Annotated in this window: 14 protein-coding genes and 1 pseudogene; 11 read left to right on the forward strand and 4 right to left on the reverse strand. The window is 71.7% G+C overall.

Features of this window, described 5'->3' with window-relative positions:
• The 3 genes and pseudogenes from VF665_RS21025 to nfi all read right to left on the reverse strand — a co-directional run.
• Nucleotides 1–374 (reverse strand): annotated as a pseudogene (locus VF665_RS21025) (hypothetical protein); the annotation flags it as partial.
• Entirely contained in the window at nucleotides 371–868 is a 498-nt protein-coding gene (locus VF665_RS21030) for an RNA polymerase sigma factor (protein WP_331055431.1), read from the reverse strand. The pseudogene VF665_RS21025 and the gene VF665_RS21030, both read right to left, overlap by 4 nt.
• Before the next feature lie 234 nt (nucleotides 869–1,102).
• A complete protein-coding gene (gene nfi, locus VF665_RS21035) occupies nucleotides 1,103–1,792 on the reverse strand; it encodes a deoxyribonuclease V (protein ID WP_331055432.1) in 690 nt (229 codons plus the stop codon).
• A 184-nt stretch (nucleotides 1,793–1,976) separates the two neighbouring features.
• Between nfi and VF665_RS21040 the strand changes: the two genes are divergently transcribed.
• The 4 genes from VF665_RS21040 (at nucleotide 1,977) to VF665_RS21055 (ending at nucleotide 4,797) form a co-directional block, all read left to right on the forward strand.
• Nucleotides 1,977–2,342 carry a hypothetical protein gene (locus tag VF665_RS21040; RefSeq protein WP_331055433.1) on the forward strand — a complete coding sequence of 122 codons (366 nt, stop codon included), beginning with the start codon at nucleotides 1,977–1,979 and terminating at the stop codon, nucleotides 2,340–2,342.
• A gap of 156 nt (nucleotides 2,343–2,498) precedes the next feature.
• Nucleotides 2,499–2,771 (forward strand): autorepressor SdpR family transcription factor, encoded by a 273-nt coding sequence (locus VF665_RS21045; RefSeq protein WP_331055434.1) that lies wholly within the window; start codon nucleotides 2,499–2,501, stop codon nucleotides 2,769–2,771.
• Nucleotides 2,768–3,415 (forward strand): SdpI family protein, encoded by a 648-nt coding sequence (locus VF665_RS21050; RefSeq protein WP_331055435.1) that lies wholly within the window; start codon nucleotides 2,768–2,770, stop codon nucleotides 3,413–3,415. The genes VF665_RS21045 and VF665_RS21050 overlap by 4 nt, the downstream gene beginning before the upstream one ends.
• Before the next feature lie 29 nt (nucleotides 3,416–3,444).
• The gene (locus VF665_RS21055) at nucleotides 3,445–4,797 is read left to right on the forward strand and encodes an alpha/beta fold hydrolase (protein WP_331055436.1); all 1,353 of its coding nucleotides are present in this window, start codon (nucleotides 3,445–3,447) and stop codon (nucleotides 4,795–4,797) included.
• Nucleotides 4,798–4,950: 153 nt separating this feature from the next.
• Here the strand turns inward: VF665_RS21055 and VF665_RS21060 are convergent, their stop codons facing one another.
• Nucleotides 4,951–5,265, reverse strand: a complete 315-nt coding sequence (locus VF665_RS21060) for a tetratricopeptide repeat protein (RefSeq protein WP_331055437.1) — start codon at nucleotides 5,263–5,265, stop codon at nucleotides 4,951–4,953.
• Nucleotides 5,266–5,404: 139 nt separating this feature from the next.
• On the opposite strand from VF665_RS21060, the gene VF665_RS21065 reads away from it, so the two are divergent.
• The 7 genes from VF665_RS21065 to VF665_RS21095 form a co-directional block, all read left to right on the forward strand.
• Nucleotides 5,405–5,674, forward strand: a complete 270-nt coding sequence (locus VF665_RS21065; protein WP_331055438.1) for a hypothetical protein — start codon at nucleotides 5,405–5,407, stop codon at nucleotides 5,672–5,674.
• A gap of 55 nt (nucleotides 5,675–5,729) precedes the next feature.
• Nucleotides 5,730–6,887 (forward strand): MFS transporter, encoded by a 1,158-nt coding sequence (locus VF665_RS21070; protein ID WP_414679232.1) that lies wholly within the window; start codon nucleotides 5,730–5,732, stop codon nucleotides 6,885–6,887.
• Nucleotides 6,884–7,813, forward strand: coding sequence for an LD-carboxypeptidase (locus tag VF665_RS21075; protein WP_331055440.1), 930 nt, complete (start codon nucleotides 6,884–6,886; stop codon nucleotides 7,811–7,813). Before VF665_RS21070 ends, VF665_RS21075 begins: the two co-directional genes overlap by 4 nt.
• Nucleotides 7,810–8,556, forward strand: coding sequence for a type II toxin-antitoxin system HicB family antitoxin (locus tag VF665_RS21080; protein ID WP_331055441.1), 747 nt, complete (start codon nucleotides 7,810–7,812; stop codon nucleotides 8,554–8,556). The genes VF665_RS21075 and VF665_RS21080 overlap by 4 nt, the downstream gene beginning before the upstream one ends.
• 479 nt (nucleotides 8,557–9,035) lie before the next feature.
• On the forward strand, nucleotides 9,036–9,635 hold the full coding sequence (locus VF665_RS21085) for a cob(I)yrinic acid a,c-diamide adenosyltransferase (protein WP_331055442.1): 600 nt from the start codon (nucleotides 9,036–9,038) through the stop codon (nucleotides 9,633–9,635).
• 48 nt (nucleotides 9,636–9,683) lie between these two features.
• Nucleotides 9,684–10,100 (forward strand): BrxA/BrxB family bacilliredoxin, encoded by a 417-nt coding sequence (locus VF665_RS21090; protein WP_331055443.1) that lies wholly within the window; start codon nucleotides 9,684–9,686, stop codon nucleotides 10,098–10,100.
• Nucleotides 10,101–10,495: 395 nt separating this feature from the next.
• On the forward strand, nucleotides 10,496–11,681 hold a 1,186-nt coding region (locus VF665_RS21095; protein ID WP_331055444.1), incomplete at its 3' end, for an SUMF1/EgtB/PvdO family nonheme iron enzyme.

The following is an 11,681-nucleotide window of genomic DNA, read 5'->3' on the forward strand; positions in this document are numbered from 1 at the left end:
TCCACGGCGCCGCCCACCCAGGCGCGCCCCGGGTGCGTGCCGAACGAGACGGTGAGCAGCAGCGCCACCAGGGCCGCAGCCTGCAGCACCGCCCGCCGCTGCCCGCCGCCCGCGCGCGCCTTGAAGCGCGCCGCCTGCACGGCCGCCAGCGCCTGCGCGCGGCGGTCTTCCCTCACCGGCTCGTCCAGCACCGCCAGGAACGACGAAACATCCCGCGCCGTCCGCTGAAAGGCGAGCAGGCGGGCGGCGCAGTCCGGGCAGGTGTTCAGGTGCGCCCGGGCCAGGCGCTGGCGATCACGATCCAGCCCTCCTCCTTCATATCCGGCAAGGTCGGCGTCCTCCAGATGGGAACGCGACCCGATCCCGAAACTCATCGCAGACTCTCCGAGGTTGGGGCGAGCTCATGGGCCAGCTTGTTGAGCGCGCGCGCCAGCATGGTGCCCACCGATCCCGTCGTCGTACCGACCGCCGACGCGATTTCGTGGTGGGCGAACCCCTCCTCTCTCATCAGCAGGACCGTGCGCTCCTTGAGGGAGAGCCGGTCCAGGGCGGCGCGAACCGCCGCGCGCCGCTCCGCGCCTTCCGCCGCGGCGTCGGGCGCCACCGGCCGGTCGCCCATGGGCGCACGGTCCGGCGAACCGCTGAGCAGCTTGAACCACCGCGAGCGGGCGCGCGCGTTGTCGCGCACCACGTTGGTGGCCACCGCAAACAGCCATGCCCGCAGATGCCGGTCCTGCGGAGGCCGCTCCACAAGGCGGACGAACGCTTCCTGCGCGGCATCGGCCGCCAGGTCGCTGTCGCCCGTCAGGCGAACGAGGTAACGGAACAGCGCGTCGTAGTGCTCGTTGAAGAGCTGCGTGACGTTCATGTGCTGTTCCGGTGAGGACGAAGCAGGCGACAAGACGTTCCGTCCCTGAGCCGGACGCTCACTGGTTCGGGTGGGTAACGAATGGACCGGCCCGGTTCTGACCGGCGGGGGAGATCGGAGGGATTTTTGTGGCGGGTTCCGCGTCCCGGCGTGCCGGAACCTTTCGCGTAACCTATGCAGGCGCGGCCCCCGGCGGGAGGGGGCGGCTGACGGATTTCCGGAAAGTCCCTCGGTTCACCCCGCCCTGGCCGCCCGCCGCAGCTCGTTGACCACCCCGTGCGCGCGGCGGGTGGTTTCCGGCTGCCGGTAGCGCGGGGCCAGCCGCAGCACCCAGTGCACCGCGGTCGCCAGGTCCATCCGGTGCCCGGCGGAAACGTAGACGGGCTTCGTCCCCGCCCGCGTGCGCACCGCCATTCCGATGGTTTCGCCCTCGTGCACGATGGGGCTCACGGCGCCGCGCTCGTTCCCCGGCTCCTCGTGCGTGCCCACCAGGAGCGTCTTGGCGCACCCGATGCTGGGCACGTCCCACAGCACGCCGCCGTGGCAGGCCAGGCCAAAGCGGCGGGGGTGCGCGTAACCGTGCCCGTCAAACACCACCAGGTCCGGGCGGACCCGCAGCTGCCGCCAGCACGCTTCCAGCGGGGGCAGTTCGCGAAAGGAGAGGTATCCCGGAACGTAGGGAAAGCGCAGCTCCGCCGCCGCCGTGGCCTGCTCCGCCACCTGCAGCGATTCCGCGTTGAGGACCACCAGCGCGGCGTAGCCGAAGTGGCTGAAGCGCTCCATGCTGATGTCGGCGCCGGCGATCCACCGGGGCGCAAAGTCCGCCGGGGGATGAGGATGCAGTTGCTCGCGGAGGGTGCGCTGCACCTCGCGCGCTTCGGCCACGGTGATCTCCCAGCGGGAGGCGGGCGGGGTGGATTGCATGACGCGCGTCCGTCGTGTTGCGGTGATCGAGGATCCGCGGTTCCGTCCAACGTCCGGTGACCGCGCTGGCCGCTTTCGGGCGGGGTGTGGACGCGGGGCGCGGGCGTGCTATCTTGCGGAACCGCCTGTTTGCGGGGCCGCCGCCCCGCCCTGCCCACCACCCCTTGCCGCCCGGAGCCGACCCATGGAGCGCACCCGCTTTGAGGACCACCAGGGCAGGCGCATTCTGCTGCTGGACTACTCCACCATGACGGACCCGGACGAGGCCCTGGCGGCGATCCGGCACTCCATGGGCGTGGTGGCCGCGCAGCCGCGCAACTCGCTTCTGGTGCTTACCGACGTGAGCGACTCGCGGTACAACGCCGCCGTGCTGCAGGGCCTCAAGGAGCTCGCCGCGCACAACGCGCCGTACGTAAAGGCGAGCGCCGTGGTGGGCATCACCGGGCTGCGGCGCATCGCGTACCAGGCCGTCATCGTCTTTTCCAAGCGCAACATCAAGACGTTCGATTCGCGCGCGGAGGCCGTGGCCTGGCTGGCGACGCAGGGCTGACCCGGCCCGCACATCCCGCGCCCCTCCCGTCTTCCCCTTCAACCCCGCCGGCCCGTGCGCGCCGGCGGGGTTGATTTTCATCCTCCCCGCCCTTAACCATTAGATGACCGTCTAATAGACGATCATCTAAACGACGCCGAACGAGGGGGGACGGGGATGCTGGACGCCACGCTGCGCGCACTGGGAGACCCCACCCGCAGGGAAATCCTGCGGGCGCTGCGCGCGGGCGACCTTACGGCGGGGGAGATCTCATCCCGCTTTCCCATGACGGCCGCATCGGTGTCGCACCACCTGTCCGTGCTGCGCGAGGCGGGGCTGGTGCGCAGCGAGCGCAGCGGGCGCAACCTGGTCTACTCGCTGGAAACGACCGTTTTTCAGGAGTTTCTTCAGCAGATGATGACGATGCTGGGAAAGGGCGGCGAGGGATGAAGAGCCGGTGGACGGCCGCCGCGCTGGTGGCGGCCATGTGGACGGTCACCCTGTCGGTATACGGCCGGCTTCCCGGGCGCGTACCCACGCACTGGGACGCGCAGGGGCGGGTGGACGACTGGATGCCGCGCGCGCAGGGCGCCTTTCTGATGCCGGGCATCGCCACGGCCAGCCTGGCGCTCATGCTGGTGCTGCCGCGGCTGGACCCGCGCCGGCGCAACGTGCAGCGGTTTGCGCCGGAGTGGATGCTGCTGCTGAACATGACGGCGCTCTTTCTGGCCGCGGTGCACACCGCCATGCTCCTGTTCGCCCTGGGCTACCCGGTGGACATGCGGCGGGTGACGCTGGCCGGCGTGGGTCTGCTGCTGGTGGGGATCGGCAACTACCTGCCGCGCGTAAAGAGCAACTACTTCATCGGCATCCGCACCCCGTGGACGCTGGAGAACGACAACGTGTGGCGCGACACGCACCGCGTGGGCGGCCGCGTCTTCGTGCTCGCCGGGCTGCTGTTCGTCGTCGCCGCGCTGCTGCCGGAATGGATGGGGACGCCGCTGACGTACCTGGCCATCGGCGCGGCGGTAGTGGTGCCGATGGCATACTCGTACCTGTCGTACCGGCGCGAGATGGCGGGAGGATCGCAATGAGCGTGAGGCTTTTACTCCGAGGAGGGATGATGAACGGCAACGGATTCCGCCTGGCCGCGCGCGCGGCCGCGGCGGTGATGGCCCTGGCGCTCGCGGCCCCGGCCGCCGCGCAGGTGGACACGGCCGCCGCGGTGCGGGCGGCGACGGCGTGGGCGCAGCTGGTGGATGCGGGCAGGTACGAGGAAAGCTGGAACGCCGCGGCGCCCAGCGTGCGAGAGCGGGTGCCGCTGGCCACGTGGACCGCCAGCCTGCAGCGTGCCCGCGCCCCCTTGGGCGCCGTGAGCGCACGGACGCTCCAGTCGGCTTCCGTGCTCCCCGCCCCGCAGGGCGCGCCCGCGGGGGACTACGTGCGCATCCTGTTCGCGCTCACGGGGGCGAACGCGGGCGCCACGGAAACGGTGGTGATGGCGCGCGACACGGGGGCGTGGCACCCGGCCGGGTACTTTGTGGCGCCGCGCGCGGCGGAGCGGCCGGACTATTCGGCGCCGGCGGGCGCGCCGTACACGGCGGAAGAGGTGACGGTCACCCTCGCCGGGCGCACGCTGGCGGGAACGCTGACGCTCCCCTCCGCGCGCCAGGGCCGCGTGCCCGCCGTGGTGCTCATCAGCGGATCGGGGCCGCAGGACCGCGACGGCGCGTCGCCCATGATCCCCGGCTACCGCATGTTCCGGCAGGTAGCGGACACCCTGTCGCGCCGCGGCATCGCCGTGCTGCGCCTGGACGACCAGGGGACGGGCGGCTCGCGCGGCGTGGCGCAGACGGTGACGACGGAAAGCTTTGCCGAGGACGTGGCGGCCGCCGTCGCCTTTCTGCGCGGCCGGGCGGAGGTGGACCCGGCGCGCATCGCGCTGGCGGGGCACAGCGAGGGCGGCATGGTGGCGCCCATGGTGGCGGCCTCCGACGCGCGGATCCGCGCCGTGGTGCTGATGGCGGGGCCGTCATGGACGGGGCGGCGGGTGCTGGACTACCAGAACCGCAACGGATTGATGGCGGAAGGGCTGCGGGGCGCCGCGCTGGATTCGGCGCTGGCGGCGTCGGCGGTGCAGCGCGACTCGGCGGCGGCGGCGGTGCCGTGGCTGCGGTGGTTCATGGACCACGATCCGCTCCCCGTCGCGCGGCGGGTGCGCGTTCCCGTGCTGGTGATGCAGGGCGCCACCGACCGGCAGGTGACGGCGGAGCAGGCGGCGGAACTGGGCGCGGCGATGCGCGCGGCGGGGAACCGCGACGTGACCGTGCGCGTGTTTCCGGCGACCAACCACCTGTTCCTGCGCGACGCGGAGGGCACGGCGGACGTGGCGCGGTACGCGGCGCTGCCGGACAAGCAGGTGCCGCCGGAGATCCTGGGCGTGCTCGCGGACTGGCTCGTATCCAGGCTCCGCTGAAGAAAAAGACAACCGCGTCTCTCACGGAGGGCCACGGAACGGATCTGCACGGAGTTCACGGCACTGAACGGAGAAGAACGGTCTTCTCGTCCGTACCGTGACCTCCGTGAAACTCCGTGCCCTCCGTGAGAGACGCGGTTCGCCGTTTTCGGATCAGAAGTCGTCCAGGATGTCTTCGAACTCGCCCACCATCGTCGGGTGCCCGTGCCGCGTCGCGGCGTCGATGCCGCGGCGGTAGGCCTCGGCCGCTTCGTCCGTTCGGCCCAGATGGCGGAGGGCCGCGCCCAGCCGGCCCCACGCGTTCCCCTCGTCGTCCGCGCGCTCCAGGTAGTCGCGCAGCGCACGGACGGCATCCTCCCACCGCTCCGCCTTTTCGTATTCCAGCGCCAGGCCGAACCGCGGGCGCGGGTCGTCGGGGTGCGCCTGCATCATCTTCACCAGTGCCTCAATCCGCGCTTCGGCCGTCACGAGCCTTCCTCCGGGTGGGGTGAATCACGCTCCGCACCCCTCCCTCCGCGATCCCCGTTCCGCGGCGCCGGGGCGCGTTGTGGCGGGGCGCGCGCGGCGGTAGATTACGGGCTTGCAGAAACCCGTCCCGGAGAGGCACATGGCGCGTCCGCGAGAGCACATCGTCGCGAACCTCGAAGCGCTGTACCGCGAGGCTCACGGCCGCGCGCAGGCCACCGCAGACCAGGCCGAAATGGCGCGCCTGGACTTCGGATTCCGCCGGGACCAGCTTTACCTGGAGGTGCTCCTGGACGTGCGCGATTCGCTCGCGGCGGCTCCGGCGAGTCCCGAGGTGCAGAAGGGGGACAAGTCGGTCCTTGAGCAGATCAACCATCTCCGCGACCTCACGCGGCTTCCGTTCGGGCGCTGACCGCCCGCACCCCCCGCGGCCGGATGCGCCGCGGGGGCGTTCGCCGCTGGCCGTCGTGTTTCTGACCGTGTTCCTGGACCTGGTGGGGTTCGGGATCGTGATCCCCCTGCTGCCGCTGTACGCCGAGCGGTTCGGCGCGGGGCCCGTGGCCGTCACCTGGCTGGTGGCCATCTACTCGCTCATGCAGTTCTTTTTTGCGCCGTGGTGGGGGCGCCTGTCCGACCGCGTCGGGCGGCGCCCCGTTCTGCTGGTGGGCATCGCCGGCGCGGCGCTCTCGTACCTCGCGCTGGGGCTGGCCGGCTCGCTGGCCGTGCTGTTCATCGCCCGCGCGGTCAACGGCATCATGGGCGCCAACGTGGGCGTGGCGCAGGCCTACATCGCCGACGTCACCCCGCCGTCCGAGCGGGCGCGGGGGATGGGGCTGATCGGCGCGGCGTTCGGCTTGGGCTTCATCTTTGGCCCGGCCATCGGCGGCGTGCTGTCGCGGGTGGACCCGTCCGCCCCCTTTCTGGCGGCCGCCGCGCTGGGCGCGTTCAACGGCGTGCTGGCCTGGTTCCGCCTTCCCGAATCGCTTTCCGCCAGCGTGCGCGCCACCATGCCTCCGCGCGAGAGCGGCCTGCGCGCCCGGCTGGCCACGCTGGTGGGCGCGCAGCCCCGGCTGCGGGGGCTGTACCTGACCTCGTTCATCACCACGCTGGGGCTGGCGGGGATGGAGGCCACGCTGGCGCTGTGGGCCGACCGGCGCTGGGGGCTCACGCAGGAGACGGTGGGCTACGGCTTCGCGGTGATGGGCGTGGTGGCCGCGATCGCGCAGGGGCTGCTGGTGGGGCGGCTGGTGAAGCGCATCGGCGAGCGGCGGTCCGCGCTGCTGGGGCTGGTGCTGATGGCGGTGGGGATGGCGGGAATTCCGCTCGCGCCGTCGCTCCCGCTCGTGCTTGTTGCCGCGGCGGTGTTCGCCATGGGGCAGGGCGCCACGGTGCCCTCGCTCTCGGCGATGATCAGCCACCAGGGCGGCCCGGCGGAACAGGGCAAGCTGCTGGCCGCGTCCCAGTCCCTTTCCGCCATGGGCCGCGTGCTGGGGCCGTGGCTCGGCGGGCTGGCCTTTGCGCACGTGGCCATCGCGGCCCCGTACCTGGCCGCGGCAGCGCTGGCGCTGTTTGCCCTCGTCGTGCTTTCCGCCACGCTCAAGACGACTTCGGAGGCTGCCGCATGATCCGTCCGCCCGCGCTGCGCCCGGGTTCCCGCATCGCCCTGGTCGCCGGGGCCGGACCGCTCCCGGCCGGCGGCGTGGCGCGCGCCGTGGAGCGCGTCCGCCAGTTCGGGTGGGAGCCGGTCCCCGGCGCGTCGGCGGAGGCGCGCCACGGTTACCTGGCGGGGACGGACCAGGCCCGCGCCGCGGACCTGAACGCCGCGCTGCGCGATCCCGCCATCGACGCCATCTGGTTCCTTCGTGGCGGATACGGAACCATGCGCATCCTGGACGCGGTGGACTGGGACGCGCTCGCCCGCCAACCCAGGGCGATGATCGGCTTCAGCGACAACACGGCCGTGCACCTGGCGGCGCAGCGGGCGGGCGTGGTTTCGTTCCACGGCCCGCATCCGCACACGCCGGAGTTTCCGGACTTTGCGCGCGACACGTTTCTGCCGGTGATGACGCGGGCGGAGGCGGCGGGCGTGCTTCCCTTTCCGGCCGCGGGCGGTCCGGCCTGCGCGCAGACGGTGACGGGGGGCGTGGCCGAGGGGCTGCTGGTGGGCGGCAACCTGGCGCTGCTCGCCGCCACGCTGGGGACGCCGTTCGCCGTGCAGCCGGACGGCGCCATCCTCTTTCTGGAGGAAGTGGGCGAGCACGCGTACCGGCTGGACCGCCTGCTGACGCAGCTTCGGCTCGCGGGTGTCCTGAACCGTGTGGCGGGCGTGGCGGTGGGCGCGGTTTCGGAGCAGCCGGACGCCGGGCGCCCGGACGTGCCGCTGGCGGCGGACCTGGTGCGCGAGCGGCTGGGCGACCTGGGCGTGCCGGTGGCGATGGGCTTTCCCTTCGGCCACGTGGACGACAACTGGACGTTGCCGCTGGGGGTGCGCGCGCGGCTGGACGCGGACGCGGGAACGCTGGCCCTGCTGGAACCGGCGGTGGCGGCGTGAGCGGATCGGACGTGATGACGCGGATCGCCGTCGGGCTGGAGCAGGGCCGGGACGGCGGGTTGATGGCGCACGCGCTGACGCTGCCGGGGTGCGCGGGGGTCGGCGCCACGCCGGAAGCCGCCCTGGCCGCCTTTGAGCGCTCGCTGATGGGGTGGCTGCGCTTTCTGGCCGCGGCGGGAGAGCGCGTGCCGCCCGCGGACGCGGAGCTGGAGGTCGCGGTAGACGAGTGGGTGGAGTCTGACGCCGCGGTGCTGTCCGGCGAAACGGCGGTGCTGTTTGCGGATGACCTGCGCCCGCTGGCGCAGGACGAGGCGGAGGAGGGGGTGCGGCGGATCGGAGACCTGCGCGGGCGGATGCTGGCGCGGGTGCGCCGCCGCCGCGACGTGAACCTGGACGTTCCCGCCGCGCCGGGGGTGACGGTGCGGCAGGTGCTTGAGGAGCTGGCGCGGGCGCAGTGGTGGACGCTGAGCCGCCTGGGCGCGAGCCCCATGGCCGGCGTGACGGATCACACGCTGGCGCGCCTGGACACCGCCGCCGCCCTGGTCGTGGACCGCATGACCAGCCTGACAGACGACCAGCGGTCCCTTCGCCTGGAGTTGGATGGCGAGGCGTGGACCGCGCGCAAGGTGCTGCGCCGGCTGCTGTGGCTGGAGTGGACGCTGGGGGGAATGGCGCTCACCGGCCTGATCGCCGCCGAGCAGGCGGCCGAAACAGCTGATCCCGGGCACGGCGGCGACACCTGAGCGGTCGGGCGGACTCGCGGGCGGCCCCCACCCGGGCTCGCATTACTCGCCCACCCTCCCCCAAAACAGACTGGGGGAGGGTTGGTCGGGGCGGCGTCTTCCGTGTGGAGCAGCAGAGATTCGCGTAGCTGCAGAGCTGAGCGAATGAATTCGCCGCAACAAGGGCGGAAAGTCCCCCCAAACAGACGGGGGACTTCACCTGCACCCGGCGGCGGGTGCCGGTGTGGTTTCTCCCCTCTCCGTGCGGACGTTTGCACGGGGAGGGGCCGGGGGAGGGGCGCCGTTGGGGTGTGCCCCCTCTCCCACATCTGTTCGTGGGAGAGGGTGGCGAGCCTAAGCGAGCCGGGTGAGGGCCACACCCGTCGGCGCGCACCGGGTCCTCGGAACCGGGCACTTTCGTACTTTCGTACTCTCGTACTCTCGTACTCTCGTATTGCCGTCCCGCACTCACGCACCCAGCACTCACGCACTTTCCCCACGTGACCCTCAAGATCTACACAAAAACCGGCGACCGGGGCGAAACCGGGCTCTTTGGCGGGCAGCGCGTGGCCAAGGACCACGACCGCGTGCAGGCCTACGGCGACGTGGACGAGCTGAACTCGCTGCTGGGCGTCGCCATCGTGCACCTGGAGGCGGACGGGCAGACGGAGATCGCCGCGGGGCTGCGGGCCGTGCAGTCCGACCTGTTCACCGTGGGCGCCAACCTGGCCACCCCCGCGCCCGAGGACGGCGGCAAGGAAAGCCCGTGGATCCCCGTGCTCCCCGCCGGGCGCACGGCGGAGCTGGAGGCGTGGATCGACACCGCGGAAGGCGAGCTGGATCCGCTGAAGTCGTTCGTGCTCCCCGGCGGGGCGGCGGGCGCGGCGTACCTGCACCTGGCGCGAACGGTGTGCAGGCGGGCGGAGCGGCGCGTGGTCTCGCTCTCGCACACGGCGCACGTGGGCGCGGAGTGGATCACGTATCTCAACCGCCTGTCGGACCTGCTGTTCACGCTGGCGCGGCTTGCGAACCGGCGCGCGGCGGTGGATGATGTTCCGTGGGTACCGAATCCGCGCGGCGGTGTACAGGAAGCAAGTTGATTCCACCGCACGCGCGGTGACGCCACATACACGCAGGAGAAACGAACGATGCCGTATCCCGAGATGATGATCGCCCCCATGCGCCAGGAGCTCACGCGCCTGGGCGTGCAGGAGATGAAGTCCGCCGAGGAAGTCCGCGCCACGCTGGGCGAGGCTTCGGAGCCCACGCTGCTGGTGGTGAACTCCATGTGCGGATGCGCGGCCCGCAACGCGCGCCCGGCCGTGGCCATGGCGCTGCAGAACGACCGCAAACCGGTGAAGCTCACCACCGTGTTCGCCGGGCAGGACCTGGATGCCACCGCCGCCGCGCGGCAGTACATCCACGGCTATCCGCCGTCGTCCCCGTCCATCGCGCTGCTCAAGGACGGCGACGTGGCGTTCATGCTGGAGCGCCACCAGATCGAAGGCCGCTCCGCCGACGCCATCGCCGAAGACCTGGTGAACGCGTTCAACCAGTACTGCTGACCGCGTTCCGCTGGATGAACAACGCCCCCGCCCCGGAGTTCCGGAGCGGGGGCGTTCTGCGTCAACGGCAACGGCAATCTCACACAGAGGCACGGAGAACTTCATCCGCGGAACTGGTGAGGAGGACCGGGCCCGGAGGGCGCTCCGTCCTTCTCCTCTGTGTCTCCGTGCCTCTGTTAGAGCCTGATCTGTTGCACTTCATCGCCAGAGTTCCGGCGCGCAACGTGCATTTCGGCGCGGCAGAAAGCCGGCTGTCCAGGCGCGTCGGGGAGATTTGACAAAGCTTGTCATCGCCCGGATGTTGCGGCAGCCGGCGGCCCGCGCGGCATGGCGAAGATCCCTCTCGCCATGCCATCTTTCCACGCGCGGCCCCCATCCCCTCGCCCATCCGTCCCATGTCCCAGTCCGACCCGATCACTCCCCGCGAAGCGGCGGCGCTGCTGGCCGACGCCCGCGAGCGAACCCTTCTGCTGGTGTCGGCCGTTCCCGAAGCCGAGCTCATGAACCAGCACAACAAGCTGATGAGCCCGGTGGTGTGGGACATGGGCCACATTGCGCACTTCGAGGAGCTGTGGCTGGTACGCAACCTGGAGGGCCCGGTGCAGTTCGGCGAAATGCCCGGGATGTTCAACCCGTTCGAGAACCCGCGCTCCACCCGCGGCGAACTGGAGCTGCCCCGCATGGCCGACACGCTGGACCACATGGCCAACGCGCGGCGCATGGTGCTGGACCGGCTGCTGGACGGCGACTTCAGCGGCGCCGATCCGCAGCTTCTGCACGGCGGCTACATCTTTCGCATGGTGGCCCAGCACGAGTACCAGCACAACGAGACGATCCTGCAGGCGCTGCAGCTCAAGGACGAGGGCGCGCGCTACCGGGCCCCACGCGCGCTGGCCACGCCCTCCGGCCGCCCCGTTCCCGCGGACGCGGACGGCATGGTGCGCTTTCCCGGCGGCCGCGTCGTCATTGGCACCGACGACCGCTCGGGGCCGTACGACAACGAGCGCCCCGCGCACGCGGTGGAGGTCGCGCCGTTCCGCATCGGCGCGTGGGCGGTGACCAACGGCGAGTACGCGCGCTTCATGGAGGACGGCGGCTACGACCGGCGGGAGCTGTGGTCCGATGCCGGGTGGCGGCACAAGACGGACGCCGGCCTCGTCTCGCCGCAGTTCTGGGAGCGGCACGGCGGCGAGTGGTGGACACGCTCGATGGACCGCGAGATGCCCGTCGATCCCGACCGTCCCGTGTGCCACGTCTGCTGGTACGAGGCGGAAACGTACTGCCGCTGGGCGGGCGGCCGCCTCCCCACCGAGGCGGAGTGGGAAGCGGCCGCGTCGTGGGACCCCGCCACCTCCACGAAGCGCGCCTTCCCCTGGGGCGACGAGCCGGCCACCAGCCTGGACGCCAACGTGGATCAGTTGGCTTTCGAAACTGCTCCCACGGGCGCCTACCCGCGCAACGTGTCGCCCATCGGGTGCTACGGGATGATCGGGGACGTGTGGGAGTGGACGGCCAGCGACTTCGCCCCGTATCCGGGCTACCAGACCTTCCCGTATCCCGAGTACTCGGAGCTCTTCTTCG

Origin of the sequence: Longimicrobium sp., from assembly GCF_036387355.1 — a bacterium.
GTDB lineage: Bacteria > Gemmatimonadota > Gemmatimonadetes > Longimicrobiales > Longimicrobiaceae > Longimicrobium.